This is a genomic window from Corallococcus sp. NCSPR001 (assembly GCF_017309135.1).
Classification (GTDB): Bacteria; Myxococcota; Myxococcia; order Myxococcales; family Myxococcaceae; genus Corallococcus.
Window position 1 is genome coordinate 2,407,750 of record NZ_JAFIMS010000002.1, and the last position, 26,353, is coordinate 2,434,102.

A 26,353-nucleotide genomic window follows, 5' to 3' on the forward strand; every position below is an offset into this window, starting at 1 on the left:
TCTTGAGGAGACTGCGGTGAAGCCAGGGATTGTACGAGGCCGTCTGACGTCCGGCTTCAGTCCACCACGAACGTGCCGGCGATCATCTTCCCCATCGCGCAGCCGTACTTCAGCGTCCCGGACTGGCTGGGCGTGAAGGCGATCTCCACCGGGGTGTTCAGCGGCAGCTTCGTGTCGATCTTGTACTCGTCCATCACGAGCTCGGTGGCGCACGTCAGGTCCGTCTTGCGCGTCACCACCAGCTTCACCGGCTCGCCCTTCTTGAGCTGCACCGGCGAAGGCTCATAGCCCTTCTCCGTGACGGCCAGCTCCACCACGTGCACGCCGTTCTCCCGCCGTCCCACCTCCTGCGCGGCGGGCGCGCCCGGCTCCTTCGCGGAGGACTCCTTCGTGCACGCCTGCTGCGACGCCCCCGCGAGGACCGCCGCCGCGGTGAGCGCGAGCCAGGGCTTGATGATGCGGGAGAAGAAGACGCGCATGGATGAAGTCTCCAGGGTGAGGAAGGAAGAAGGGCGGCCCGCCAGTGAAGGCAGGGCCGCCCGGAGGTAACGCCACCGCGAGCCGCTTTCAGCCCTCGGCGTCGGGCTTGGAACCGGCTTCGTCGTCGGAGTCATCCTCGGCCGGGGCCGGGGGCGCCTCGAAGCGCAGGAGCGCGTGCAGCGGGACGAACAGCTCGTGCCCGGGCTCACCCAGCAGCACGTCGAAGCGGCCCACGCGCAGGAGCGGCGCCTCCACCGTGATGCCGTTGCGCAGCACCAGCTTCACCGTCTGCCCGATGTGCGGCAGGAACGGCCGGGGGTCCGAGTAGGGGCGCTTGTCCGGCTGCCGCGCCACCTGCGCCGGCTTCTGCGTGAGCTTCGCGTCGCGCTCCAGGGTCGGCATCAGCCGCTCCCAGTCACCCCTGCGCGCGATGAGCACCACCTGGAGCTTCTCCAGACGGCCCGTGCGCTCGAAGGTGAAGGCGATGGCCTCCTCCGCCAGCAGCGTGTCCAGGAGCGACCGCTCCGCCAGCACCACGGACAGCTCGGTCTTCTGCTCGATGAAGGCGCCCAGGAAGTCCGCGACGAGCGCGTTGTCCACCTGGCCGCGCGCCTGCTTGATGGCCGCCTTGCGCTGGCTGCGCTCCTTGCGCGCCATGAACTCCTGCACCGTGAGGCCGCTCTGCAGGATGCCGAACGCGTCGCCCAGCGACAGGCCCGGCGTCTGGCCCATCAGCTCGTAGACCTGGTCGAAGCGCTTCGCCTCCTCGGCGTGCAGCTTGCGCCAGATGCGCGCCTTCATCTTCCCTTCCAGCTCACCCTTGGCGATGCGCGCCGGCACGTGCTCGCGCGTGGCCAGCGCCAGGATCTGCTCCGGCGTGGGCGGCGGACGCGGGGTGCTGGGGCGCGGCGCGAAGCGGCCCGGAGGCCCCCCCGCGCGCGGCGGCCCACCCATCCCGGGGCCCCGGGGAGGCGGACGGGACGAGGCCCCCGGCGTGAAGCCCGGAGCCGGCGCACCGGCCGGCCGGGGCGGCACGGAGGAGGCCGCCGGCGCCGTGCCCACCGGGCCCGGAGCCGGGCGGGGCGGGGGAGCGGACGGGGCCACGGACGGGGTCGGCCGGGGCGTGGGGGCAAGGCCGCTCGGCCGGGGCGCGGGCGCCACGCCCGGGGTGGGGCGGGGGGCCGGCGTCGCGCGCGGAGCGCCTTCCGCGCTGGGGGGGGCCACCGGGGCGGAGGGCGCCACCGGCGTGGGCCGGGGCGTGGGCCTCGGCGTGGGGGAGGGGGTGGGGGCAGTCGAGGACGGCGTCACCGGGCCGCCGGGCGTGGAGCCCGGTCTCCGGATGACTTCGACTGCGGGGAGCACCCGCCGTGTCTTCCTGTCGTTCACGGTTGTACGTTACCTGATGCGCGGGGCCCGGGCATGCCCGGGCTCACGGCTGGGGGGATGCTGAAAAGTCCACCTTCCACCCGGACGGCTCCTTCACCATCCGGACTTCGCCCGACCTTCCCGCCGAGCGCACCACCAAGGTCGCCACGTCGCCCTCCTGCCGGAGCAGCGAAACCTCCTGAACATCCGGCGGCACCGGGACATTCGCGAAGAACAGCGGGAGCGGCTCTGGCTTCACCATGCCCCCGGACGCGTCGCTCACCTGCTGGGCCCGCGTCTTCAGCACTTGCTGGGTCTGTTGTGACAGCCCGGCGTACGCCTTGGGCAGCTCTCCGCGCTGCACGTGTTTGTGGAACGTCTGGTAGGCCCCCACGGGGGTGTCCGGCTGGAGCCGGCTGCAGCCGCCCAGGGAGAGGAGGGCGAACAGCAGCCAGGTCGTCATCGCGAGCGGGCGCATGGGTCCTCCGATTTAGGTCAAACCGCCGCCGTGGGGAAGCGGGAGGTGCGTCACGCCGCGTGCTGGTGGACGCGGTTGCGGCCCGTCCCCTTGGCGGAATACAGGCTCGCGTCCGCCGCGCGCAGCAGCGCCTCCGTGCCCGGCAGGTCGTCCGCGGGCACCGTCGCCACGCCCAGCGACGCGGTCAGCTTCACCTCCTGGGACATTCCATCCGGGCCCGTCCACGTCAGCTCCAGCCGCTCGATCGCCTCGCGCACCCGCTCGCACGCCCGCAGCGCGTCCTGGGGGGCCGCCTCCGGTAACAGGGCGATGAACTCCTCGCCGCCATAGCGGGCCAGGAGGTCCACCTCCCGCAGCGTCGCGCGCGCCGTGTGCGCCACCGCGCGCAGGACCTCGTCCCCGAAGGGGTGGCCGAACGTGTCGTTGATGCGCTTGAAGTGGTCGATGTCCAGCATCACCAGCGACAGGGGGGAGCGGTAGCGGCGCGAGCGCATGAACTCCTCGCTCAGCCGCTCCTCGAAGTAGCGCCGGTTGAACAGGCCCGTGAGCGCGTCCGTGCGGCTGAGCGCGAGCAGCTCCTGCCGGCGGCGGTCCAGCTCGCGGTTGGCCCACTCCAATTCGCGGTTCTTCTCCAGGAGCGCGTCCTGCAACGCCTTGAGCCGCAGCATGGACTTCACGCGCGCGCCCAGCTCCAGCATGTCGAAGGGCTTCACCAGGTAGTCGTCCGCGCCCAGCTCCAGCCCCTCCACCTTGCCCGCCGCCTGCCGGGCCGTCATCAGGATGACGGGGATGAAGCCGAAGCCGCCCTCGCCCGCGTTCGCCTTGACGATGCGGCACACCTCCACGCCGCCCAGGCCCGGCATCTCCACGTCCATCACGATGAGGTCGGGCCTCCCCGCGCGGATGGCGGACAGCGCCTGCGCACCGTCCAGCGCTTCCTTGAACACGTAGCCGTGCGGGGCCAGGCCCTCGCGCACGTGCTTCACCTGCGCCGGATCATCGTCCACGATGAGCACGGTGCGCCCGGAGAAGTCGTTGGCGGGTCCGCTCCTGCGCACGCCCTCCGGCATCCGTTTCCTTTCGGCTTCCGGCATGAGGCGCCCACCCCCCAACAGGATGCGGTCGTGGCCAACGTCGCGAGTGCTCCCCGGAGCGGGAACCCCCTGGGTGGATTCTCCACCGGGGGGCGGGCGCTGCCAAGGGCCCTCGCGGGCACCCACGGTCACCGGGGACGCCGGGCGTCCAGGGCCTGACAGCGCCGGCGAAGGCTACAGCGCGGGCTTCACCAGGCGTGCGCGGTACACGGGTTCTCCGGACGCCAGGTAGCGCCGCTCGCGGGTGGAGGGCACCTCCTCCGGGTCGTACGGGTGGAACACCCCGGCGCCCAGCGGGTTGTGGAAGCCCGCCGCCTCCAGGATTTCCAGCATGGCCTCCGCGCGGTCCTGCACGTCGGTGCGCATGTCGAAGCGGCCGCCGGGCTTGAGCAGCCCCAGCATCACCTTGGCGAACTCCGGCTGCACGACCGCCCGCTTGGCGTGCGAGCGCTTCCACCACGGGTCGGGGAACTGCAGGTGGATGACGTCCAGCGACCCGGGCGCGAAGATGCGCGGCACCACGAAGCGCGCGTCGGATTCGATGACGCGCAGGTTCTTCATGCCCGCCTTCTCCGCGCGCATCTGCGTGTCGCGCGCGTACTTCTTGCGCCACTCGAAGGCCACGAAGCGCACGCCGGGGTTCCTGCGGCAGTACTCCAGCGCGTGCCCGCCCGCCCCGGAGCCGATCTCCAGCTCCAGCGGCCCGGTGAAGCCGAACTCCGCGTCCCAGTCCGGGGGCGCTTCCAGGGGGACGAACTTGAGGCCGACCGGATCAGGGAGCAGGGCAGGGCGCATGGCGGGGACGGGGGGCCTCTAACCATGGAGCCGCGTGGGTTGGCCAGGGCAAAAGCGCGCGGGGTGCTATAGGGAAGGGCCATGAAGGTCTTCCAGTCCGTGTCCGAGGCGGGCCGCCAGCTTCAGGGGCAGGCCCTCGCGCTGGGCAACTTCGACGGCGTGCACGTGGGCCACCAGGCCCTCTTCGCGGAGGCGCTGCGCCACGCCCCCGCGAACGCGCTCACCTTCCAGCCCCACCCGGGCAAGGTGCTCCAGCCGGACCTGGCGCCCAAGCTGATCACGCTCCTGCCGCGCAAGCTGGAGCTGCTCGCGGCGTGCGGCCTGTCCCACGTGGTGGTGCAGCCCTTCACCCGCGACTACGCGCGCAACACGCCCCAGGACTTCGAGTCCGCCCTCTTCGACGGCCTGGGCGTGGGCCACGTCGTGGTGGGCAGCGACTACACCTATGGCGCCCAGCGCGCCGGCACCGTCGCCACGCTGCGTGACGCCGCGGCGAAGCGGGGCGCCCAGGTGCACGTCGTCCAGCCGGTGAACGTGGACGGCGTCGTCGCGTCCTCGTCGCGGATCCGCGAGTACATCCTGGAGGGCAGGGTGGGCGCGGCCAGGCGGCTGCTCGGCCGCCCGTTCGACCTGGATGGCACGGTGGTGTCCGGCGCGGGCCGGGGGCGCACCATCGGCTTTCCCACCGCCAACGTGGACACGCAGAACGAGCTGCGGCCGGCGCCCGGCGTGTACGCCATCCGGGTGCGCCTGCTCGCGGAGGCGGACGGGCCGTGGCGGCCGGGGGCGGCCAACATCGGCGTGAAGCCCACCTTTGGCGGTACGGAGGTCACCATCGAGGCGCACCTGCTGGACTTCAGCGGCGACCTCTATGGCAAGGAACTGCGGGTGCAGTTCCTGGAGCGGCTGCGGCCCGAGCAGCGCTTCGGCTCCGCCGCCGAGTTGGTGGGTCAAATCAAACGCGACGTGGAGGCCGCGCGCACCGTGGTGGCCCGCGGCGACGGGTAGGGGCTCCAGCGCCGAGGGGCGCGCCCTTCCAGGAGGGGCGCCGGACAGCAAGGGAGCACGCCAGGGCGCCTTGACAGGCCGCGCATCGGTTTCCTCTAATCCGGGAGGATCCGTGCCAGGGCTTCAGGCCCCTGCCGCACGGATTGGATTTCCCCCCGCGGGTCCCGCTGACAGCCGGGGCTCTGGCTGTTCCCTCCTCACGCTCAAAGAGGCATCCCAGAAATGTCCGGTCGACTCGGTGAATTGCTGGTGCGCGAGAACCTCATCTCCGTCCAGCAACTCCGCAAGGCGCAGGAGGAGCAGCAGAAGAGTGGCGCGCGCATCGGCACGGCGCTCATCAAGACGGGCGCCATCGAGGAGTCGAAGCTCACCGACTTCCTGTCGAAGCAGTACGGCGTCCCGGCCATCAACCTGAAGGACTTCGACATTGATCCGGACATCATCAAGCTCGTGCCCAAGGAAGTGGCCGAGAAGCACCTGGTGATCCCGGTCAACCGCGCAGGGCCCTCCCTCATCGTGGCCATGTGCGACCCGTCCAACATCTTCGCGGTGGACGACCTGAAGTTCCTCACCGGCTACAACATCGAAGCCGTCGTCGCGTCCGAAATCTCCATCCGCGAATCGATTGAGCGCTACTACGCGGAGAAGGGCCCCTCGCTGGAGGACATCGTCGGCGACGTGGGCGACGACATCGAGGTCGCCAAGGAGGAGCAGGAGAACGTGGATGAGATGGCCAAGGCCGCGGATGACGCGCCCGTGGTCAAGCTGGTGAACCTCATCCTGATGGACGCCATCAAGAAGCGCGCGTCCGACATCCACATCGAGCCGTACGAGAAGGACTTCCGGGTCCGCTTCCGCATCGACGGCGTGATGTACGAGGTGATGCGCCCGCCCATGAAGCTGCGCAACGCCATCACCAGCCGTCTGAAGATCATGGCGTCGCTGGACATCTCCGAACGGCGCCTGCCGCAGGACGGCCGCATCAAGATCAAGATCGGCGGCGGCAAGGAGATGGACTTCCGCGTGAGCGTGTGCCCCACGCTCTTCGGCGAGAAGGTCGTGATGCGCTTGCTCGACAAGAGCAACCTGCAACTGGACATGACGAAGCTGGGCTTCGACGCGCAGCCCCTGGCCTGGTTCAAGGAGGCCATCGACCGGCCCTACGGCATGGTGCTGGTGACGGGCCCCACGGGCTCCGGCAAGACGACGACGCTCTACTCCGCGCTCTCCAGCCTCAACGACGTGGGCACCAACATCTGCACCGCGGAGGACCCCGTCGAATTCAACTTCGCCGGCATCAACCAGGTGCAGATGCACGAAGACATCGGCCTGAACTTCGCGGCCGGCCTGCGCTCCTTCCTCCGCCAGGACCCCGACATCATCATGATCGGTGAGATCCGCGACTTCGAGACGGCGGAAATCGGCGTGAAGGCGGCGCTCACGGGCCACCTGGTGCTCTCCACGCTGCACACCAACGACGCCCCGGGCACGGTGAGCCGTCTGCTCAACATGGGCATCGAGCCGTTCCTCGTGACGGCGTCGCTCAACCTCATCCTCGCCCAGCGTCTGGCCCGCCGCCTGTGCCCGGCCTGCAAGCGCCCCGCGGAGAAGGTGGACGAGCAGGCCCTCATCGACGCGGGCATCCCCCCGGACAAGATGGGCACCTTCACCATGTACGAGAAGGTCGGCTGCCGCGAGTGCAACGACCGCGGCTACCGGGGCCGCGTGGCCATCTACGAGGTCATGCCCTTCTGGGACGGCCTCAAGGAGCTGGTCATCAACGGCGCCTCCGCCGCGGAGCTCAAGCAGGAGGCCATCCGTCTGGGCATGAGCAGCCTGCGCATGAGCGCGCTCAAGAAGCTCATGGACGGCATGACCACCCTGGAAGAGGTCGTGGGCAACACCGCGCCGGACCGCTTCTAATCACCCACTTCCTCCCCCCACTTTCCTCCGACAGGACACGCATCCGTGGCCAACCTGCACCAGCTTCTCAAGGCGATGGTCGAGAAGGGCTCTTCCGACCTCCACATCACCACCGGCTCGCCGCCGCAGCTCCGCGTGGACGGTGAGCTCGTCCCGCTCAAGACGGCGCCGCTCACGCCCGTGGAGACCAAGCAGCTCTGCTACTCCATCCTCACGGACGCCCAGAAGCACAAGTTCGAGGAGGAGAACGAACTGGACCTGTCGTTCGGCGTGAAGGGCCTGTCACGCTTCCGCGCGAACATCTTCATGCAGCGCGGCGCCGTCGCCGGTGCGTTCCGCACGATTCCGTTCAAGATTCTGACGTTCCAGGAGCTGGGCCTGCCGCCGGTGGTGGCGGAGCTGGTGAAGAAGCCGCGCGGCCTCATCCTGGTGACGGGCCCCACGGGCTCCGGCAAGTCCACCACGCTGGCCTCGATGATCGACAAGATCAACACCGAGCGTCATGAGCACATCATGACCATCGAGGACCCCATCGAGTACCTGCACCCGCACAAGAACTGCCTGGTCAACCAGCGCGAGGTCGGTGCGGACACGCGCAACTTCAAGACGGCCCTCAAGTACATCCTCCGCCAGGATCCGGACGTGGTGCTCGTCGGCGAGCTCCGAGACCTGGAGACCATCGAAGCGGCGCTCACCATCGCGGAGACGGGCCACATCTGCTACGCGACGCTGCACACCAACAGCGCGGTGCAGACCATCAACCGCGTGCTGGACGTCTTTCCCCCGTACCAGCAGCCCCAGGTGCGCGCCCAGCTGTCCTTCGTGCTGGAGGGCGTGATGAGCCAGGCGCTCGTCTCCAAGGTGGGCGGGCCGGGCCGCGTGCTGGCCCTGGAGGTCATGGTGCCCAACCCCGCCATCCGGAACCTCATCCGCGAGGACAAGGTCCACCAGATCTACTCGTCCATGCAGGTGGGCCAGGCGAAGTACGGCATGCAGACGTTCAACCAGGCGCTGGCCGCCCTTCTGGCGCGCCGGGTCATCTCCCAGGACGAGGCCTTCGGCCGTTCCTCCGACCCGGAGGAGCTGCGCAACATCCTCGCCACGGGTGGCGGGACGGGCGGAGCCCAGCGGCCGGCCGGGGGAGCGGGTGCCCGTTAGTTTTGGGGCATGAAAATCACAGGTTAGACTCCTCGCCCTCCCCGGAGGTCCAGTTATGGCAGCACCAGCAGTGCAGCAGAAGGCGACAGCGTCCAAGAAGAACAGTGCCCAGTTCCTCTGGGAGGCGAAGACCAAGAGCGGGGAGAGCAAAAAGGGCGAGATGGAGGCCCCGGACGCCGAGGCCGTCAACGCGCGCCTGAAGTCCCTGGGTCTCAACCCGACGAAGGTGCGCAAGAAGGGCGCCCTCGACGGGGAAATCACCCTGCCCGGCATGGGCGGCGTGACGGGCAAGGACATCCTCATCTTCACCCGCCAGTTCGCGACGATGATCGACGCGGGCCTGCCGCTGGTGCAGTGCCTGGACATCCTCGCCAGCCAGATGGACAACCCCGCCTTCAAGAAGGTGGTGTTCGCCATCAAGGGCAAGGTGGAGCAGGGCAGCACCTTCGCGGACGCGCTGAAGGAGCACCCGAAAATCTTCGACGAGCTCTACGTGCAGCTGTGCGCCGCGGGCGAGGTGGGCGGTATCCTCGACACCATCCTCAACCGGCTCGCCGCCTACCGTGAGAAGAGCGAGAAGCTGAAGGCCAAGGTCAAGAGCGCCATGACCTACCCGTCGGTGGTCGTCCTGGTGGCCATCGGCGTGACGGCGCTGCTGCTGCTCAAGGTGACGCCCGTCTTCGAGAAGATGTTCGCGGACTTCAACTCCAAGCTGCCCGCGCCCACCCAGGTGGTCGTGGACATGTCGAAGTTCGCCCAGGCGTACTTCCTCCACACCATCATCGGCATCGCGGTGGTCGTGTTCTCCTTCTCCTGGAGCTACAAGCAGCCCAAGGGCCGCAAGTTCTGGGACAAGGTCTTCCTCAAGATGCCCCTGTTCGGCGACGTCTTGCGCAAGGTGGCCGTGGCGCGCTTCACGCGCACGCTGGGCACGATGATCTCCTCGGGCGTGCCGATCCTGGACGCGCTGGACGTGACGGCGAAGACGGCTGGCAACCGCACGGTGGAAGAGGCCATCTACTACGTGCGCGGGAAGATCGCCGAGGGCAAGAACATCGCGGGCCCGCTGCTGGAGACGAAGGTGTTCCCCTCCATGGTGGTGCAGATGATTGGCGTCGGCGAGGCGACGGGCGCCATGGACACCATGCTCAACAAGATCGCCGACTTCTACGACGACGAGGTGGACACGGCGGTCAGCGCCCTCACCTCGATGATCGAACCGCTCCTCATGGTGTTCCTGGGCGGCGTGGTCGGCGGCTTCCTCATCGCCATGTACCTGCCCATCTTCTCGCTTGCCGGCGCGATCAAGTAGCGCGGACGGTGGAAGGCTGACGCGAGGCGTGGCCCCGGGGCTGCGCTCGCGTCTGGTGTGGCTGGTGTTGTTCCGCACCGTCGCGGCGAGCCTGTCGCTCGTCGTGACGGTGGTCCGGTTGGCGACCCAGCCCGCGCAGGAGCCCAGCCGCGCGGACTCGCTGTCGTTCGGCGTCATCGCGGCCGCCTACGTCCTCACGGTGGTGACGGGCCTGCGCCTGCGCCGGGGCACCGCGGGGCGCCTGGACGCCGTGGTGCAGGTGGTGGGCGACGTCATCATCGCCACCGGCCTGGTGTTCCTGAGCGGCGGCGCGGAATCGCCGCTGACGTTCCTCTACAGCCTGGCCGTCATCGGCGCGGCGGTGGTGCTGGATCAGCGCGGCGCGCTGTGGGCCGCGGTCGTGTCCTCGCTGGCCTTCACCGGGCTCTTGCTCATCATGCGGCTCACCCAGCCGGCGGACGTGCCGGGGATGGCGCCCTCGCGGGTGCTCTTCGTGCTGGGCAGCAACGTGCTGGCGCTGGGCCTCATCGCCGTGCTGTCCGGCTACCTGTCGCGCCAGTTGTCCGCCACGGGCGGCGCGCTGTCCCAGAGCGAGGCGGACCTGCGCCGGCTGGGGCGGCTGCAGCAGCTCATCCTGTCCTCCATGCCGTCCGGACTGGTCACCTGCGACGCCGCGCGGCGCGTCACCTTCCTCAACACCGCGGGCGGCGTCATCCTCCAGGAGGAGGACAGCGCGTGCGTAGGCCAGCCGCTGGAGAAGCTCCTGCCGGGCGTGTCCGCGCTGGCGCCGCGCGCCACCCGGGGCGAGCTGCGGGTGAAGACGCCCGGCGGGCCGCGGGTGCTGGGGCTGTCCGTGTCGCCCCTGGAGGGCGAGGCGGGCTCGCTGCTCATCGTCTTCCAGGACCTCACGGAGCTGCGGCGCATGGAGGAGGACCTCAAGCGCACGGACCGGCTGGCCAGCCTGGGCGCGCTGTCCGCGCAGCTGGCGCATGAAATCCGCAACCCGCTGGCCGCCATGCGCGGCTCCGCCCAGTTGCTGGCCCAGGAGCAGTCCGGCGACGTGGTGGTGACGAAGCTCACCGGCATCCTCACGCGCGAGGCGGACCGGCTGGCGCGGCTGGTGGAGGACTTCCTGCGCTTCGCGCGCCCGCCCGAGCCGCAGCGCCGGCCGGTGGCCCTGGACACCCTCCTGTCGGAGACGGTGGACATGCTCCGCGCGGATCCGCTTTCACGCGAGGTCCAACTGGAGGTGCGCCCCCTGGACGCGCTGACGGCGCAGGTGGATCCGGACCAGCTGCGCCAGGTGTTGCTCAACCTGCTGCGCAACGGCATCCAGGCGGCGGGGCCGAAGGGAACGGTGCGGGTGGCCCTGGCGCGCGCGGAAAAGGAAGCGCAGATTCGCGTGTGGGACTCGGCGGGCAGCATCACGGAGGAGATGATGGGACACCTGTTCGAGCCGTTCTTCACGACCCGCAACGGTGGCACCGGGCTGGGCCTGTCCACCGCGCACTCCATCATCCACGCGCACGGAGGCACCATCCGCGTGATGTCCAATCCCGCTGAAGGCACCGAGTTCCTCGTGGGGCTGCCCCTGTGACGGCGCCGCTCCCTCATGACGGTGGCGCGCGCGGCCACGTGCTGGTGGTGGACGACGAGCTGTCCATGCGCGAGTACCTGGAGATCCTCCTGGTGCGGGAGGGCTACGCCGTGACGAGCGTGCCCTCCGTGGAGACCGCGCGCGCCATGCTGGAGAAGGACCAGGTGGACCTGGTCATCTCCGACATGAAGCTGGGCCAGGGCAGCGGCCTGGACGTGCTGCGCTGCGCGCGCTCGCGCAAGGAGCCGCCGGAGGTGGTGCTCATCACCGCCTTCGGCACGCCGTCCTCCGCGGTGGAGGCCATGCGCGAGGGGGCCTACGACTACATCTGCAAGCCCTTCGACAACGAGGAGCTGCGGCTCCTGGTGCACAAGGCGCTGGAGAAGCGCGCGCTGCGCCAGGAGAACCTCACGCTCAAGTCGCGGCTGTTGCCCGGCCTGGGCGGGCTGCTGGTGGGGACGAGCCCCCGCATGCGCGCCCTGTGGCAGCTGGTGGAGAAGGTGGCCCCCGGCCGCAGCACGGTGCTGGTGACGGGGGAGAGCGGCACCGGCAAGGAGCTGGTGGCGCGCGCCATCCACCTGCGCGGCCAGCGCGCCGCCCAGCCCTTCCTGCCCTTCAACTGCGGCGCCCTCAACGAAGGCGTGCTGGAGAGCGAGCTGTTCGGCCACATGAAGGGGTCCTTCACGGGCGCCACGCATGAGCGGCCGGGCCTGCTCGTGTCCGCGGCCGAGGGCACGGTGATGCTGGACGAGGTGGGCGAGATGCCGCTCGCCACCCAGGTGAAGCTCTTGCGCGTGCTGCAGGAGCGCAAGGTGAAGCCGGTGGGCAGCGCGGCGGAGATTCCCTTCCAGGCGCGCGTCATCGCGGCCACCAACCGCCGACTGGAGGCGGAGGTGAAGGCGGGCCGCTTCCGCGAGGACCTCTTCTACCGGCTCAACGTCATCACGCTGGAGCTGCCCCCGCTGCGCGAGCGGCCGGACGACATCGCGCCGCTCGCGTCGCACTTCCTCGCGCGGCTGTCGGAGGAGCTGGGCCGGCCGGGCCTGCGCTTCGCGCCGGAGACGTTGGCGCTGATGGAGCGCTATGCGTTCCCGGGCAACGTGCGCCAGCTGCAGAACATGGTGGAGCGCGCGGCCACGCTGTCGGACTCGGAGCTCCTGGGGCCCGGCACGCTGCCGCCCGCGGTGCGCGGTGAGTCAGAGCCCCTGAACCGCCCGGGGGACAGCGGCGAGCCCTCGCTGGGCTCGGGCTTCAACCTGGAGCGTCACCTGGACGAGAGCGAGCGGCGGCACCTGCTGGCCGCGCTCAAGCAGTCCCAGGGCGTGAAGACGCGCGCCGCGGAGTTGCTGGGCCTGTCCTTCCGCTCCTTCCGCTACCGGCTGGCGAAGCACGGCCTCACGGATGAGCTGGACGAGCCCGCTCCCCGCTCGTGAGGGGCTCCCGGGCGCCTTCGGTCTCCGGCACCGTGAGCGCGGGCTCGGCCAGGTAGCTCAGCCGCTTGGTCTCCAGCGACAGCTGGCTCACGCCCTCGAGCACCAGGCCCACGAGGCCTGACAGCGAGCCCAGCAGCACCAGGCCCGTGCACAGGATGGCGGTGGGGAAGCGCAGCACCTGGCCCGTCTCGAAGAACTGGAGGAAGACGGGGATGGACAGGAGCAGCGCCACGGCGATGAGCACCGCGCCGATGGTGCCGAAGAACTTCCGTGGCCGCAGAAGCCGCTGCAGCCGCAGGATGTGGCCCAGGATGCGCAGGCCGTCGCGCCAGGTGTTCAGCTTGCTGTGCGAGCCCTCCATCCGCTTCGCGTAGGCCGTGGGCACCTCGCGCACGGGCATGCGCAACTGGAGCGCGTGGATGCTCATCTCCGACTCGATTTCGAACCCCTCCGAGGCGCAGGGGAACGACTTGATGAAGCGTCGCGACATCACCCGGTAGCCGGAGAAGATGTCCGACAGCCCCTTGTCGAAGAGGCCCGCCACCACCTGGTTGAAGAGCCAGTTGCCGGCCACGTGGCCCGCCCGGTAGGCCTCGTTCTCGGTGTGCACCCGGGTGCCCACGACCATGTCCAGGCACTCGTCCTGGAGCAGGCGGGTCATCCCTTCCGCCGCGCGGGCGTCGTAGGTGCCGTCACCGTCCGCCACGACGTAGATGTCGGCGTCCACGTCCGCGAAGGCCCGCCGCAGGACGTTGCCCTTGCCGCGCCGGGGCTCGGCGCGCACCAGGGCGCCCGCCTCCCGCGCCGCCCGGGCCGTCTCGTCCGTGGAGGCGTTGTCGTAGACGTAGACCGTCGCCGTGGGCAGGGCCTGGCGGAAGGCCCGCACCGTGTGCGCGATGGCCAGCGCCTCGTTGAAGCAGGGGAGGATGACCGCGATGCGGGGGGGCGTCGCGAGGCTCGGGCGGCTCATTCGGAAGGTCGAAAAAAGGGGGCCACGTCCTCGTGGCGTGCGGCGCCACTCTACACGCTCCTTCCGCTGATCTACGCTGCCGGCCCCCACCCATGGCTCCTCCCCCTGGCAGGTCTCCCGTCCCCCCGCTCGTGCTGGCCGCCGTGCTGTTGCTGGCCCACGCGGCGCTCTGGCTGTCGTACTTCAAGGGCTTCCGCCTGGACCTGGGGAGCATCGACCTGCCGACGCCTCGCTACCTCCTGCTCGCGGCGATGATGGGCTTTCTGGGCGTGCCCGTGGTGGTGTGCCTGGCGCTCGCGGGAGGCCGGGGCCTGCGGGCGGAGACGCTCCAGCGCTGGCGCTCCGGTTGGCGCGACTATCCGGACCGCAGGAGCCTCGTGCTGTTGGGGCTGATGGGCGTGCTCATCCCGCTGGCCATCCAGTCGCTGCTTTTGGGACACGCGCCCCTCACGGACGACGAGGCCTCGTACCAGTTCGCCGCGCGCCTACTGGCCTCCTTCCGGCTGTGGGTGCCCTCGCCGCCCCTGAAGCTCTTCTTCGACAACGGCTTCCTCGTGAACGACGGGAAGCTGTACAGCCAGTACTTCCTCGGGTGGCCGTTCCTCCTGGCGTTCGGCATGAAGGCGGGCGTGCCCTGGCTCATCAACCCGCTGCTCGCGGGAGCGACGACGGTGGCCGTCTTCCTGGTGGCGCGCGAGTGGTTCGGCCCGGCGTGGGCGCGCGTCGCGGGGCTCCTGTGCCTCGTGTCGCCGCTGCTGATGACGGGCGCGGCCACGATGATGTCGCACACCACGGTGCTCTTCGCGCTGGCGTGGCTGCTGTACTGCGTGCAGCGCTCGCGCGCGGGGGCCGGTGCCCTGGCGAGCGCGGGCGTGGCGTTCTTCTTCTGCCTGGCGTTCTGGACGCGGCCCGCGACCGCGGTGGGCCTGGGCGTACCGCTGCTCGTGTGGTGGGCCCTGGGGCTCTGGCGGGGCGAGCGCCGTGGGGTGCCCGCGCGCGTGGGCGCCTTCCTCGCGGTGGCGGTGCCGCTCGCGGCGCTGTTCCTCGCGGCCAATGCCGCCCAGACGGGCTCGCCGTGGATGACGGGCTACCACGCGGGCCTCTTCTACGCGCGCGCCAACGCCTTCCGCTTCGCCACCTTCGCCCCGGAGTCCGCGAGCGGGGAGGGCTTCTGGTACTTCTTCGTGGACCGCTCCCCGTGGCTCGCGGTGGGCCGCGGCGTGGTGGCGCTCTTCCGGCTGAGCGTGGATGGCTTCGGGTGGCCGCTGGGGCTGGGGCTCGCGTGTCTGGCGCGCGGGCCGTACGCGCGCTGGATGGCGGCGAGCATGGCCGGGCTCTGGGTGTTGCACATCCCCGTGGCGGACGCGGGCATCGACTCGTTCGGGCCGGTGCACTACTCGGAGGCCATGCTGCCGCTGGTGCTGCTGACCACGGACGGGCTGCGCACGCTGTGGCGCTGGGCCTGGGCGCAGGGGCGGCCGGGGATGGTGCCGGGAACGGTGGCGGGGCTGCTGCTGGTGTGCGCGGCCATGTACCTGCCCCCGCGCTGGACGACGCTGGCCCTGCTGGCGCGGGACATCCGCGCGCCGTTGGAGTTCGTGGAGCGAGAGGCGCCGGTGCCGTCCATCGTCTTCACGCAGCACCCCATCGCGCCGCCATGCCAGTCGGCCCCGGCGCGCCACTTCGTCTTCACCCGGCCCAACAACGGGCCGGACCTGGACGACCCCGTGCTCTGGGCCAACCACCTGGGCGTGGAGCGGGACCGGGAGCTGCTGAAGCGCTTCCCGGGACGCGAGGGCTACCTGCTCGTCGTGTCGCGCAAGGACTGCCAGCACCGGCTCGTCCCGCTGGACCAGGCCTCCCCCGAGCGCTACCCCTCACCGGTGAAGGAGCTGCCCTCGGATTTCCCCCCGCCGTCGCCCTGACGGCCGGCCTCTCTCAGCCCTCGCGCACGAGCCGCGCGAGCGTCTGCTCGTAGTCGGTGATGAAGCGCTCCAGGCCCCAGCGCTCGCGTCCCCAGCGCGCGACCTCCTCGCGCGGCGGAGGGGAGGCCAGCAGGCCGCGCACGGCCGCCGCCAGCGCGTCCGCGCCCTCCACGCGCAGCACGCCGGGCGCGTCCGCGACGTTGGCGGTGAAGGAGGGATCCGTGGACACCACGGCGGGCAGCCCCGTGAGCATGCCCTCCTGGAGCGTCAGGGGCAGGCCCTCGCCCCGCGAGGGCAGCAGCAGCACGTCCGCGCACGCGTAGAGCTCGTGCATGCGCGCGTGGTCCACCTGGCGCAGGTGGTCGGTCCCCGGCAGCCCCTCCAGCTCCGAGGCGAGCGGGCCGTCCCCGGCCACCACCAGCCGGATGCCCTCCGGGCCCAGCCTCCGCTGCACCTCGGCCACCAGCGACACGCCCTTCTTCGGCACCAGGCGCGCGGCGAAGAGGACGAGCGGCGCCGACTCGGAGAGGCCAAAGGCGGCGCGGGCCCGGCGACGTGCGTCCGGTGGGAGCGGCTGGAAGCGCGGTGAGAACCCCAGGGGAATCAGGTGCAGGGGACGCTTCAGCCCCACGCGGGAGAAGTAGGCCTGCACGTGGGGGCTGTACGTCACCACCTCGGTGGCGGACATCAGCACCGCGCGCCCGAGCGTCCGGTAGGCCACGTCCTGCACGGTGTCCAGCACGCCGCCGTAGGGGACCTCGCCCACGTGCTGGGTGATGAGCAGCGGCTTGCGGTGGCGCCGGCAGAGCGCGGCCGTCATCGCGGAGGACAGGTAGAGGCAGTCGTGCGCGTGCACCACGTCCACCTCGCGCACGAGCGCGTCCAGCTGTTGCCAGCCCGACGGGGCCCACACCGGCATGGGCACGTGGAGGTTGCGCTCCAGCCAGTTCCACGCGCCCACCCGCACGCGCCCGCCGGAGACACCCGGCGGCTCGGGCGTGGCGCCGGCAATCCACCGCACGTCGTGGCCCCGCTCGCGCAGTCCCTGGAACAGCGTTTCCACCATGATTTCGATGCCGCCGGGGTGGGGCGGCATGAAGTTGGAGACCTCGAGGATGCGCATGGCGAATGGGCCCTGCGCACGGCGGTCCGGTCCGTCTCTCGTGACGGGTGGGAGCCGGCGCGGGCGGTCCCACCATCGCACGGGCCGCCGGGCCACCGGGAGCGGCATGTGAGGCGCGGGCACGGGCTCCCTGCTCAGGGAGCGGACCCTCCGGCGCGGGCCGCCGCCGCCTCGTGCTCGCGCGCCTGCGCCTCGTGCCCCAGCGCGCGGTGGACGCGGGCCAGCACTTCGAGCACCGCGGGGGCCTCCGGTGCCAGCCTCCGGGCCTCCTCCAACGGGGCCAGGGCCTCCTGTGCGTTGCCCGTGCGCAGCAGCGACTCCCCCAGGGCGACCCGGGCCTCGGCGCTCGCGGGCGCGAGCCGGACCGCCTCCTGGAAGGCCCGCGTGGCCGCCGCGTCGTCCCGCAGCGCGTGCAGGGCCTCGCCCAGCCGGTAATGGAGGCCGAAGTTTTCCGGCATCCCGACGAGCGCGGCCTCCAGCAGCTCCCGGGCCCGGGCGGGCTGCCCCGACTTGATCAGGGCCTGGGCCAGGGCATTCACGGTGGAGGGATGGGTGGGCCGCAGCCTCACCGCGTGCTCCAGCGCTGGCAGGGCCTCGTCCACGCGTCCCTCGCGCAGCAGGGCATCCCCCAACTGGTAGTGCGGCGTGGGCGCCTCCGGGCTGACCTCCACGGCGTTCGCCCACAGGCTCACTTCGTCCTGCCAGACGCCCACCTGGGTCGCGGCGCGCGCGGTGGCCGCCAGCAGCACCGCGCCCGCGACGGCCGTGGGCAAGAGGGCCCATGAGGACGTGGTTTCGCGGCGTGCCCGGGCGTTCCAGGCGCCCCAGGCCGCGGCGACGACCAGGCAGAACCCGACCGATGGCAGGTAGTCGTAGCGCTCGGAGACCGCGCTTTCCCCGAGCGCGCGCAGGTGCAGTGCCGGCAGCAGCGGCAGCACCAGCCACGCCAGGCCCAGCCATGCCCCTGGAGCCCGCCGCCGCAGCACCACCAGCCCCGCCACCAAGCCCAGCGCGACCCCCAGGCCCACCCACGCCCGGCCTGACGCGAGCGAGGTCACGGGCTCGAAGGGGTGCAGCACGCTCAGGCCAGAGGGCAGCACGAGCAGCCGCGCGTGCTCCGCGAGCAGCGGCAGCGCGTTGAACAGCGCGAGCCCGGGCGGCAACGAGGCCCACCCCGAGTTCACCGTGGAGAAACCCACGGCGTGCAGCCGCAGCGCCAGGTAGACGGCGCCAGTGAGCACCAGCGGCCCGTAGCGCCAGGCCCACTCGCGCCTGCGCTCGGCGGAAGGCGGGGCGCGATCCATCAGCTCCCAGGTGAGCAGCATGCCGGGCAGCACCGCGGACACCTCCTTGAAGAGGAGCGCCACGAGCCACAAGCCCGCTCCCGCCACCGCGCGTCCGGGACGCAGCGGCCGGAGGGCCAGGCACGCCAGCATGCCCAGGCCCGCCGTTGTGGCGGCCACGTCCATGACCGCGCTCACCCACGCCACCGCCTCCACGTGCACCGGATGGACGGCGAAGAGCAGCCCCGCGACCAGGCCGGCCCCGGGACGCTGTCCATCCAGCACGCGCCGGGCCAGGACCCAGACGAGCAGCGACGCGACCGTGTGCAGCACCAGGGACACGAGGTGGTACGCCCAGGGCGAAGTGCCCGCCACGCCGTGCACGGCCAGCAGCAACACGTGGGTCAGCGGCCGGTAGAACGCGGCGCTCGCGGAGGCGCCGGGGACGAACCCGAAGAGCTGCTGGGTGAAGACGTCCCCCAGCGTCGTCGCCGAGCGGATCCACGGGTTGGCCTCCACGAGCACGTAGTCGTCGTAGACCAGCCCGCCCGTCAACGACGGCGCGTACACGGCGAGCGCCGCGAGCACCACGGCTACGGCCTGGAGGACTCCGCGCGACGGCCCGGCGGCGTGGAAGAAGGGAGGGGCGGAAGGCACGGAAGGGGTCACGAAGGGGGCTCCCACGGAGGCTGGGGGACGATATCCGATGCCCCGGATCCCCGAGGGGATACGCACCTGGCAGGCCAGCAGGCGTGGGGCGCGGGTGCCCGGAGGATGACCCACCGGCCCCGCGGCCAGGGGCGGGAGCGGAGTGGGGCGGTGGTAGGGTCCACGCCCATTCGACCCATGGCCTCCACTCCCTTCCACGGTCCGCCGCCGCGCGCCTCCCTCCAGCTTCTCTGGGTGGTCCTCGCGGCGTTGCTCGTCCACGCCCCGGCGCTCGCGAACGGCTTCGTCTACGACGACGTCCCCCTGCTCCTGGAGAACCCCTGGCTGCGCTCCGTGGACGGGCTGCGCGCCGCGTTCAGTCACTCCCTCTTTGGCTTCGTCGACGACGGCGCGGACGCGGGGCTGGGCTCGGGCTACTACCGGCCGCTCGCGCACGTGACGTTCTGGCTCCTGCGGGCCGCCTTCGGGACCGCTCCCTGGGGCTACCACCTGCTGTCGCTCCTGGCGCACGCGGCTGCGTCCGTCCTGGTGTGGCGGCTGCTGCGGACCTGCCTGCGCGGCGAGGGCCGGGAGGATGTGTCCGGGTGGGCGGCCCTCGCGGGAGCGCTCCTCTTCGCGCTGCATCCGGTCCACACGGAGGCGGTGGTGTGGGTGAGCGGCTGGATGGACCTGAGCGCCTGCCTCGCGCTGCTGTTCACGGCGCGGTTGCTGGTGCCCGGACCGGTGTCGTCCCCGCGCGCGTGGCTGGCCGCGCTGACGTGGCTGGGGGGACTGCTCCTCAAGGAGACGGCCATCGTGCTGCCGGTGCTGCTCGTCGTCCTCGAGTGGGGCACGGGCATGGCCCCGGTGGGGTTCCGGGAGCGGCTGCGGCGTCATGGCCCCCTGGCCGTGGCGCTGGCGGTGTACGCCGCCCTCCGGCTGAGCGCGCTGGGGCTGGCCGCGCCCGCGGATCCGCGCCGGCTGTCGAATGGCGGCGCGAGCCTGGCGGACGCGCTGGCGCTGGTGACGCGATTGGGCGGCAAGCTGCTCTGGCCGCACCCGCTGGTGGCGGCGCCTCCCGCGTCATGGGTGCGCTCACCCTGGGAGCCCGCGGTGCTTCTGGGGGGAGTGTGCGTCGTGGGCTTCCTGGGGTTGCTGGGATGGGCGGTGCGAAGGCGCCAGGGCGCGGTCGTGACGGGGCTGTCCTGGCTGGCCGTACCCCTGCTGCCCGTTCTGGCCCTCCAGGCGCGCGGCGTGGAGGCCTACGCGGAGCGCTACCTCTACCTGCCCTCGGTGGGGTTCGTGCTGCTCGTGGCGGTGGGGATCCGGGCCCTGCTCGAGCGCTGGCCCACGAGCGCCCGCGCGCTGACGCTCGCTTCCGGTGGGGTGCTGGCGGCCTTCGCCCTGCTGACGGTCCTGCGCATCCCCGTGTGGCACGACGAGGTGTCCCTGTGGGAGACGACGGTGGAGCAGGTCCCCGAACGTCCATCCGCCCATGCGTGGCTGGGGGCCGCGTACCTGAACGTGCGGCGCGTGCCCGAGGCCGTGCCCCACCTGGAGACCGCCGCGGCGGCGCTGCCCGGCAACTACCGCGTACGCAGCGACCTGGCCGTCGCCTACGCGATGACGGGGCGCTTCGAGGACGCCGTGCGCCAGCTGGAGGTGGCCATCCGGCTCAAGCCCGGGAGCGCCACCCCGCGCCACAACCTGGGCCTGACGCTGCGCCGGGCCCAACGGCTCGAGGCGGCGGTGGCGAGCTTCCGGGAGGCCCTCCAACTGGAGCCCGGCCGCGCGGACTCACACCTGGAGCTGGGCCGCACGCTGTTGCAGCTGGGCCGGGCCCGCGAGGCCGAGGCCTCCCTAACGGAAGCGCTCCGCCTCAAGCCGGACCTGGAGGCCGCGCGCCGCGCGCTGGCGGCGGCCCGGTCCGCGCCGTCCACCGCGCAGCCCGGGCCGTGAGCCTTTAGCGGAAGTCGCGCCGCTCGAAGATGAACATGGCCAGCGCGGTGAAGAGCCCGGCCCAGGCCACCCCGTAGCCCATCGAGGACAGCAGGGTGGTCGCGTCGACGGGCAGCGCGTACGTGGCCTGGGGCTTGAAGTTCATCCGCTCCAGGTTGGGCAGCATGTAGAAGATGGCGCGGCCCATCCAGCGGACCATCTGGCTCTCCGAGTAGCTGGAGATCTCATACAGGTCCCCCGCCAGGTGCCCGGCGAAATACAGGCCCGTCGTGCAGATGGAGGACACCGCGGGGCCGCAGAAGCTGGAGAAGAGGATGCCCGCGCTGCTGAGCACGAGCAGCTCGAACCACATCGCCCCGGCCGCCACCAGGTGCGTGGAGTGGATGGGGGTGCGGAACAGGACGAGCTGGCTCAGGAAGATGAGCGTCATCGCCACCAGCACCACGCCCAGCGTCAGCATGGTGCCCGCCAGGCGCGCCAGCAGGAACTGCGTGCGCGACACCGGCTTGCTCACCATGAGGAAGATGGTGCGCCGCTCGATCTCCCGGCTCAGCAGGCCACACGACAGGAAGATGGCGAGGAAGGCCAGGATGAGGCTCATCATCCCCAGGCCGAAGTCGGTCAACACGCGGTCGAAGGTGTTGACCGTCACCTCCGTCACCAGAGTGGAGGACAACAGGACGATGACCGCGAACACGCCCACCACCACCGTCACGCGGTTGCGGCGCGCCTCGCGAAAACCGTTCCACATCATCGCGGTGAACGCGCTCACGTGTTGATCTCCCCGCCCACGCTCGTCGTGCGGCCCGAGTGCTTCAATGCGTCCAGGAACAGCTGCTCCAGCGAGAACCGCGCCGGCTGGATGCGGTTCACCCGCCCGCCCGCGCCCAGCACGCCGCCCAGGAGCCGCTGGCTGTCCGCGTCCGACACCTGCAGGAGCACGCGCCCGTCCAGGGCCTGCGCGGACTCCAGCACCACGCCCAGCGCCTTCACCTGCTCCAGGGGCAGGTTCTCCACCACCATCTCCACGGTGGGCACCTGCGCGGACACCAGCTCCTGCACGCTGCCCTCGCGCACGCGCCGCCCGCCCACCAGCACCGCCAGCCGGTCACACAGGGCCTCCACGTCCGGGATGATGTGGCTGCAGAACAGCACCGTCGTGCCCTGGTCCCGCTCGGCGAGGATGAGGTCGCGCATCTGCCGGCGGCCCAGGGGGTCCAGGCCGCTCGTCGGCTCGTCCAGGATGAGCAGCTTCGGCCGGCCCACCAGCGCCTGCGCCAGCGCCACGCGCTGCACCATGCCCTTGGAGTAGCGGCGGATCTGAAGCTTCTCCGCGCCCGCCATCTCCACCGCGCCCAGCACCTCCGTCACCCGCCGGTCCAGGTCCTGGCCGCTCAGGCCGGACAGCTGCCCCGCCAGCGTCACGAACTCCCGCCCGGTGAGGTACTCGTAGGGCGCCGGGTTCTCCGGCAGGAAGCCCACCAGCCGCCGCGTGGCCGCACGGTCCACCGGCTGTCCATACAGGAGCGCGGTGCCGCCGCTGGGCCGCACCAGGTTCATCAGGATCTTGATGGTGGTGGACTTGCCCGCGCCGTTGGGGCCGAGCAGGCCGTAGATCTGTCCGGGGCCCACCTGGAGATCCAGGCCCTGGAGTGCCCGCACGGTGCGGTTGAGCCAGAAGCCGACCTTGTACGTCTTGGACAGCCCCTGGGCCTGGATGGGAAGGGCTTCAGGGTGTGGTGTCTGCATTGGGACTCGTGCCCTCCGGGCGGGCGTTGGGACGGATGCGTTTTCCGTCGGGCGTGCGCTCATCGTAGATGACCTGCAAGCGGAACTCGGAGGCGGAGGAGTACACCCGGCCGCCGTCGCCCATGAAGAAGCGGCCACCCAACGGATCCGCTGGCAGCCGGGTCATTCCCCCATCCTCCACCAACGCTTCCACGGTGGCGGGCGCGCGGCCATGCCGTTCGCGGTAGCGCGCCACCTCCGCATCCAACTGCTGGAGCACGCGCTCCTGGAGGATCTCCCGGACGCGGCGGTCGTAGGTCTGGCGTGTCTCTTCGTCCTCGGCGCCGTCGCGCATCATCACCGCCAGCGACAGGCCCGTGTCGAAATCGCCGGCCTGGGCATACAGCCGCGTGGCCAGCGCCGAGTACCAGTCCGGCGCATCCCTCCGGTGTGACAGCTTCATGATGATGTCCGCCGCTTCCTTGTACTCGCGGTGGAAGAACATCAGGTTGTAGGCAAGCTGGAACCACGTGCGCGAGTCCTCCGGCACGTTCCGGGTCCCCTTGCGCAGCAGCTTCGTGGACTCCTCCACGTTGGCGTACTTCTCACGTCCCAGGTGGATGGGGATGGTCGTCCCAGCGAACCAGTAGACCGTCGCGAACTTGGGATCCAGCTCCGTCGCCAGGTCCGCGTAGTCGTAGACGTCCCGGTAGTCCGTGGGGGTCCTGGATCTGCCGATGCGGTTGAGCGTGAGGATCCAGAAGTAGTCGGTCACCAGCCCCAACTGTCCCCGGAAGACGGCGCGCAGCAGCCCGGGGCGCGGCAGGAGCGGCCGGTCGTTCACCCGGAGGGTCGGGACAGGGGGGGCCGCCAGCAACACGACGCAGAGCAGGGCGGCGGGAAACAGCAGGGCAGGCAGCTTGCGCATGGGCCTCGAAAAAACGAACGGGACCTCCGGAATCCTCCCGGAGGCCCCGCGTGCTGAATCATGCCTCCTCGTTCAGACAGAGGCCAGTGACATCACGGGCAGCTGACGTCGTTGTACGCGTTGCCGGGCTCGCCACCGGAGACGGCGTCCTGATCGTTGCCGCAGGTACCAGTCAGGGTGACGGTGGTCGCCGCGGAGGTGATGCCCCACGTGTCGGCCTCGTCGTCGTTGTCGACGTTGCCGATGGCCGTCGCGTTGAAATCGCAGGAGGGGCAGTCCGTAATCTGCGGCTTCACGCCAGCTGGCACCGCCATGGTGGCCGTCCCCGGCGGGTTCTTGAAGCGGGCCTCGTCCTGACCGATGCAGCCGGTCGTGTACGTGCGGGCGGCGACGGCCACCGCCTCGTTGCAGTCGGCCGCCAGGCCGTAGCTGTAGCGGTTGCCGGCCTCAGGCGTGAAACCCAGCTTCTTGAAGTCGATGAGGTACGTGTCCTTCTCGCCGAAATAGGCCTTCTGGGCGGTGTAGAGGGCCTTGAGGTTCGTCTTGGCCTCCGACTGCTTCGACTTCGCCTGGAAGCGCATGAAGTTCGGGATGGCGATGGCGGCCAGGATGCCGATGATGGCGACCACGATCATCAGCTCGATGAGGGTGAAGCCACCCTTCTTCCGGAAGAGACGGTTCATCATGATTGGGGACTCCGCAGTGGGCAGAGGGGGGTTGAACGACGTGCGAACTCTTAGCACGAAGAGTGCCACGCCGAACATTCCGCCCAACCCCCGGGATTCCCAGGGCAGGCGAGCCGGGCAGGGGATGGATCACCCGGAGGCCTGCCAATTTTTGTCACTGACGCTGACGGTTTTCGTCCCCCCATCGCGCAGTCGCCAGCTTCGGAAGCGGCGGGTAGGATTCCGGCTCCGTGACGTTCACCTACGCGCCGGGCTGGGCCGAGCCCCTGTTCATCCTCTTCCTGTTCATCCTCGGCCTGTGTTTCGGCTCCTTCCTCAATGTCGTCATCGCGCGGGTGCCGGAGGGGCTGAGCATCGTGCGGCCCGGCTCCCGCTGCCCGAAGTGCGGGCACGTGCTCGCCTGGTACGAGAACATCCCCGTCCTGTCGTGGCTGGGGCTGCGCGGGAAGTGCCGCGGCTGCGGCATGCCCATCTCCCCGCGCTACGTCCTGGTGGAGCTGCTCACGGGGCTGTTGTTCCTCGCGTGCCTCAAGCGCTTCGACTGGACCTATGAGCTGGTGCCCGCGCTGGTGCTGGTGTTCCTGCTGGTGCCGCTCACCTTCATCGACCTGGAACATTGGATCCTCCCGTTCTCGCTGACGCTGCCGGGCATCGCCGCCGGGGTGCTGCTGGCCATTCCCCAGGGCGAGGGCGCGGTGGCGCAGGCGGTGCTGGGCGCGGCGGTGGGCTTCCTCTCCTTCCGACTGATGGAGTACGTGGGCTGGCGCGCGTTCAAGCGCGAGGCCTTGGGCGGCGGGGACAAGTTCCTCGTCGCGCTGCTGGGCGCGTTCCTGGGCTGGAAGGCCTTGCTGGGCATCCTCTTCTTCTCGTCGCTGCAGGGCTCCATCGTGGGCGTGGCGCTCCTGGCCCTCACGGGACGGGCGGGCCCGCGAGGCGCGCCGGAAGCGGAAGCCACGCCTCCGCCCCCACAGGACCCCCAGGCGGACGTGCCCCTCACGCCGGCCGCGGAGGCTCCAAAGGAGGAGGAGGAGCCCGAGCCCACGATGACGTGGGACTTCACGAAGCCCGGCCTTCCCCTGTGGAAGCGGGTCGTGCTCGTCCCCTATTGCCTGCTCTTCCAGCCCATCCCGGACGCGCCGCTGGATGAAGCGGGTGAGGAGGAGGAGTGGGTCCCCGGTCCCACCAACATCCCCTTCGGCCCGTGGCTGGCGCTGGCGGGCCTGGAGGTGATGCTCCTGGGGCCGTGGCTCGCGCGCGTGCTGCCCCTGGACGTGGCGCTGATGCTCGGGGGGACGCGGTGATGAACCCCGCGCCGGTGCGCGGATGAAGTGGCGCATCGCCAGCGTGGCGTTCCTCCTGGGCTCGCTGTCCACGGGCCTGTCGTGGCTGACCCTGCAGCCGGTGCTCATCCGTCTGCTGGACACGGCGCGCCGGCTGGCGCTGCCGGGGTCGCTGGACATGGAGGGCCTGACGCGGATCCGCGCCTTCCTTCCGCTGGCGCTGGGGCTGGACCTGCTGGTGCTGACGCTCCTGGCCTATGGCGTGCTGGACCTGGCGGTGGGCCGTCCGCTTCGCGCCATGGAGAAGTCCGTGGCGCAGCTGGGCCGGCTGCAACTGGACGTGCCGCTCCCCGAGCAGGGCGGGCCATTCCTGTCGCGCATCCAGCGCGAGCTGCGGCGCATGGCGGAGGCGCTGCGCCAGGAGCAGGCCCTCACCCGCGCGCAACTGGAGGCGCTGCGCGAGGCCAACGCCCGGCTCGCGAGGGCGCAGACGGAGCTCGTCGCCTCCGAGCGGCTGGCCACGGTGGGAAAGCTGGCCGCGGGCGTGGCGCACGAGGTGGGCAATCCGCTGGCGGGCATCCTGGGCTACCTCTCCCTGGCGCGCTCCCGGGCGCAGGGGCCGGAGCTGAAGGACTTCCTGGAGCGCATCGACCACGAGGTGCTGCGCATCGACCGGATTGTCCGGGGGCTCCTGGACCTGGGCCGTCCGGCCAGCACCCAGCCCGGGCCGGTGGACGTGGGACAGGTGGTGGAGACGTGCGTGCGGCTGGTGCGTGCCGGGCCGGAGCTGGACCGGGTGGAGGTCTCGCTGGACGTGACGCCCGGCCTGCTGGCCCGCGCGGATCCAGGCCCTCTGTCGCAGATCCTCATCAACCTGCTGCTCAACGCGGCCCAGGCCATGGGGGGCGAGGGGCGCGTGCGCGTCTCCACCCGCCGCGAGGACGCGCTCCTCCTGGTGGAGGTGGAGGACAGCGGCCCGGGCCTGTCGCCGGAGGTGAGGGCGCACCTCTTCGAGCCGTTCTTCACCACCAAGGGCCGGCAGGGCACGGGCCTGGGACTCGCGGTGTCCCTGAACCTGGCCCAGGGCATGGGCGGCCGGCTGGACGCGCGCGACGGGGCGGGCGGCGGCGCGTGCTTCCGGTTGTCGCTGCCAGCGGCCTGACGGCGGGGCCGGACAGCA

General features: G+C 71.0%; 22 protein-coding genes. 10 read left to right on the plus strand and 12 right to left on the minus strand.

Annotated elements, in window-relative coordinates; genetic code table 11:
• Positions 1–56: 56 nt before the first annotated feature.
• The 5 genes from JYJ93_RS11900 to JYJ93_RS11920 form a co-directional block, all read right to left on the minus strand.
• Entirely contained in the window at positions 57–479 is a 423-nt protein-coding gene (locus tag JYJ93_RS11900; RefSeq protein ID WP_206789792.1) for a cupredoxin domain-containing protein, read from the minus strand.
• Positions 480–567: 88 nt separating this feature from the next.
• Complete coding sequence (locus tag JYJ93_RS11905; RefSeq protein WP_242543776.1) at positions 568–1,842, minus strand: hypothetical protein; 1,275 nt, start codon at positions 1,840–1,842, stop codon at positions 568–570.
• Positions 1,843–1,909: 67 nt separating this feature from the next.
• Complete coding sequence (locus JYJ93_RS11910; protein ID WP_206789796.1) at positions 1,910–2,323, minus strand: hypothetical protein; 414 nt, start codon at positions 2,321–2,323, stop codon at positions 1,910–1,912.
• A 50-nt stretch (positions 2,324–2,373) separates the two neighbouring features.
• A complete protein-coding gene (locus JYJ93_RS11915; protein WP_206789807.1) occupies positions 2,374–3,417 on the minus strand; it encodes a diguanylate cyclase in 1,044 nt (347 codons plus the stop codon).
• A 174-nt stretch (positions 3,418–3,591) separates the two neighbouring features.
• On the minus strand, positions 3,592–4,212 hold the full coding sequence (locus JYJ93_RS11920; protein WP_206789809.1) for a tRNA (guanine-N7)-methyltransferase: 621 nt from the start codon (positions 4,210–4,212) through the stop codon (positions 3,592–3,594).
• An 81-nt stretch (positions 4,213–4,293) separates the two neighbouring features.
• On the opposite strand from JYJ93_RS11920, the gene JYJ93_RS11925 reads away from it, so the two are divergent.
• From JYJ93_RS11925 to JYJ93_RS11950, 6 genes are all read left to right on the plus strand, one after another.
• A complete protein-coding gene (locus JYJ93_RS11925; RefSeq protein WP_206789811.1) occupies positions 4,294–5,220 on the plus strand; it encodes a bifunctional riboflavin kinase/FAD synthetase in 927 nt (308 codons plus the stop codon).
• Positions 5,221–5,442: 222 nt separating this feature from the next.
• Positions 5,443–7,143 (plus strand): type IV-A pilus assembly ATPase PilB, encoded by a 1,701-nt coding sequence (pilB, locus tag JYJ93_RS11930; protein ID WP_120589090.1) that lies wholly within the window; start codon positions 5,443–5,445, stop codon positions 7,141–7,143.
• A 45-nt stretch (positions 7,144–7,188) separates the two neighbouring features.
• Positions 7,189–8,301 carry a type IV pilus twitching motility protein PilT gene (locus JYJ93_RS11935; RefSeq protein WP_206789813.1) on the plus strand — a complete coding sequence of 371 codons (1,113 nt, stop codon included), beginning with the start codon at positions 7,189–7,191 and terminating at the stop codon, positions 8,299–8,301.
• Positions 8,302–8,356: 55 nt separating this feature from the next.
• Complete coding sequence (locus tag JYJ93_RS11940) at positions 8,357–9,613, plus strand: type II secretion system F family protein (RefSeq protein WP_206789815.1); 1,257 nt, start codon at positions 8,357–8,359, stop codon at positions 9,611–9,613.
• Positions 9,614–9,641: 28 nt separating this feature from the next.
• The gene (locus JYJ93_RS11945) at positions 9,642–11,210 is read left to right on the plus strand and encodes an ATP-binding protein (RefSeq protein WP_269012797.1); all 1,569 of its coding nucleotides are present in this window, start codon (positions 9,642–9,644) and stop codon (positions 11,208–11,210) included.
• Between the two features lie 44 nt (positions 11,211–11,254).
• On the plus strand, positions 11,255–12,643 hold the full coding sequence (locus JYJ93_RS11950; protein WP_206800258.1) for a sigma-54 dependent transcriptional regulator: 1,389 nt from the start codon (positions 11,255–11,257) through the stop codon (positions 12,641–12,643).
• Here JYJ93_RS11950 and JYJ93_RS11955 read toward each other — a convergent pair.
• Entirely contained in the window at positions 12,606–13,613 is a 1,008-nt protein-coding gene (locus JYJ93_RS11955) for a glycosyltransferase (protein WP_206789816.1), read from the minus strand. The two genes, JYJ93_RS11950 and JYJ93_RS11955, sit on opposite strands and share 38 nt — an antisense overlap.
• A 92-nt stretch (positions 13,614–13,705) precedes the next feature.
• On the opposite strand from JYJ93_RS11955, the gene JYJ93_RS11960 reads away from it, so the two are divergent.
• Positions 13,706–15,538, plus strand: a complete 1,833-nt coding sequence (locus tag JYJ93_RS11960; RefSeq protein ID WP_206789826.1) for a hypothetical protein — start codon at positions 13,706–13,708, stop codon at positions 15,536–15,538.
• 13 nt (positions 15,539–15,551) lie between these two features.
• Here the strand turns inward: JYJ93_RS11960 and JYJ93_RS11965 are convergent, their stop codons facing one another.
• Positions 15,552–16,661 (minus strand): glycosyltransferase family 4 protein, encoded by a 1,110-nt coding sequence (locus JYJ93_RS11965; protein WP_206789828.1) that lies wholly within the window; start codon positions 16,659–16,661, stop codon positions 15,552–15,554.
• 134 nt (positions 16,662–16,795) lie between these two features.
• Positions 16,796–18,613, minus strand: coding sequence for a tetratricopeptide repeat protein (locus tag JYJ93_RS40790; protein ID WP_206789837.1), 1,818 nt, complete (start codon positions 18,611–18,613; stop codon positions 16,796–16,798).
• Positions 18,614–18,790: 177 nt separating this feature from the next.
• On the opposite strand from JYJ93_RS40790, the gene JYJ93_RS11975 reads away from it, so the two are divergent.
• The gene (locus JYJ93_RS11975) at positions 18,791–20,551 is read left to right on the plus strand and encodes a tetratricopeptide repeat protein (protein ID WP_206789839.1); all 1,761 of its coding nucleotides are present in this window, start codon (positions 18,791–18,793) and stop codon (positions 20,549–20,551) included.
• Positions 20,552–20,555: 4 nt separating this feature from the next.
• Here the strand turns inward: JYJ93_RS11975 and JYJ93_RS11980 are convergent, their stop codons facing one another.
• From JYJ93_RS11980 to JYJ93_RS11995, 4 genes are all read right to left on the minus strand, one after another.
• Positions 20,556–21,323: an ABC transporter permease gene (locus JYJ93_RS11980; protein WP_206789842.1), complete on the minus strand. Its 768-nt coding sequence runs from the start codon at positions 21,321–21,323 to the stop codon at positions 20,556–20,558.
• Complete coding sequence (locus JYJ93_RS11985) at positions 21,320–22,300, minus strand: ABC transporter ATP-binding protein (protein ID WP_206789843.1); 981 nt, start codon at positions 22,298–22,300, stop codon at positions 21,320–21,322. The genes JYJ93_RS11980 and JYJ93_RS11985 overlap by 4 nt, the downstream gene beginning before the upstream one ends.
• Positions 22,281–23,207, minus strand: a complete 927-nt coding sequence (locus JYJ93_RS11990; protein WP_206789845.1) for a pilus assembly protein PilG — start codon at positions 23,205–23,207, stop codon at positions 22,281–22,283. Before JYJ93_RS11990 ends, JYJ93_RS11985 begins: the two co-directional genes overlap by 20 nt.
• A gap of 92 nt (positions 23,208–23,299) precedes the next feature.
• Positions 23,300–23,893: a prepilin-type N-terminal cleavage/methylation domain-containing protein gene (locus JYJ93_RS11995; RefSeq protein WP_277989463.1), complete on the minus strand. Its 594-nt coding sequence runs from the start codon at positions 23,891–23,893 to the stop codon at positions 23,300–23,302.
• Between the two features lie 230 nt (positions 23,894–24,123).
• Here JYJ93_RS11995 and JYJ93_RS12000 point away from each other — a divergent pair, with 230 nt between their 5' ends.
• Positions 24,124–25,194, plus strand: a complete 1,071-nt coding sequence (locus JYJ93_RS12000) for an A24 family peptidase (protein WP_206789847.1) — start codon at positions 24,124–24,126, stop codon at positions 25,192–25,194.
• A gap of 22 nt (positions 25,195–25,216) precedes the next feature.
• Positions 25,217–26,335, plus strand: a complete 1,119-nt coding sequence (locus JYJ93_RS12005) for an ATP-binding protein (protein WP_206789849.1) — start codon at positions 25,217–25,219, stop codon at positions 26,333–26,335.
• Positions 26,336–26,353 lie beyond the last annotated feature (18 nt).

Coding starts and splice junctions, on each gene's coding strand:
- JYJ93_RS11900 (WP_206789792.1), bottom strand. CDS start 479: ATGCGCGTCTTCTTCTCCCGCATCATCAAGCCCTGGCTCGCGCTCACC.
- JYJ93_RS11910 (WP_206789796.1), bottom strand. CDS start 2,323: ATGCGCCCGCTCGCGATGACGACCTGGCTGCTGTTCGCCCTCCTCTCC.
- JYJ93_RS11915 (WP_206789807.1), bottom strand. CDS start 3,417: ATGCCGGAAGCCGAAAGGAAACGGATGCCGGAGGGCGTGCGCAGGAGC.
- JYJ93_RS11920 (WP_206789809.1), bottom strand. CDS start 4,212: ATGCGCCCTGCCCTGCTCCCTGATCCGGTCGGCCTCAAGTTCGTCCCC.
- JYJ93_RS11925 (WP_206789811.1), top strand. CDS start 4,294: ATGAAGGTCTTCCAGTCCGTGTCCGAGGCGGGCCGCCAGCTTCAGGGG.
- pilB (WP_120589090.1), top strand. CDS start 5,443: ATGTCCGGTCGACTCGGTGAATTGCTGGTGCGCGAGAACCTCATCTCC.
- JYJ93_RS11940 (WP_206789815.1), top strand. CDS start 8,357: ATGGCAGCACCAGCAGTGCAGCAGAAGGCGACAGCGTCCAAGAAGAAC.
- JYJ93_RS11955 (WP_206789816.1), bottom strand. CDS start 13,613: ATGAGCCGCCCGAGCCTCGCGACGCCCCCCCGCATCGCGGTCATCCTC.
- JYJ93_RS11960 (WP_206789826.1), top strand. CDS start 13,706: ATGGCTCCTCCCCCTGGCAGGTCTCCCGTCCCCCCGCTCGTGCTGGCC.
- JYJ93_RS11965 (WP_206789828.1), bottom strand. CDS start 16,661: ATGCGCATCCTCGAGGTCTCCAACTTCATGCCGCCCCACCCCGGCGGC.
- JYJ93_RS11975 (WP_206789839.1), top strand. CDS start 18,791: ATGGCCTCCACTCCCTTCCACGGTCCGCCGCCGCGCGCCTCCCTCCAG.
- JYJ93_RS11985 (WP_206789843.1), bottom strand. CDS start 22,300: ATGCAGACACCACACCCTGAAGCCCTTCCCATCCAGGCCCAGGGGCTG.
- JYJ93_RS11990 (WP_206789845.1), bottom strand. CDS start 23,207: ATGCGCAAGCTGCCTGCCCTGCTGTTTCCCGCCGCCCTGCTCTGCGTC.
- JYJ93_RS11995 (WP_277989463.1), bottom strand. CDS start 23,893: ATGATGAACCGTCTCTTCCGGAAGAAGGGTGGCTTCACCCTCATCGAG.
- JYJ93_RS12005 (WP_206789849.1), top strand. CDS start 25,217: ATGAAGTGGCGCATCGCCAGCGTGGCGTTCCTCCTGGGCTCGCTGTCC.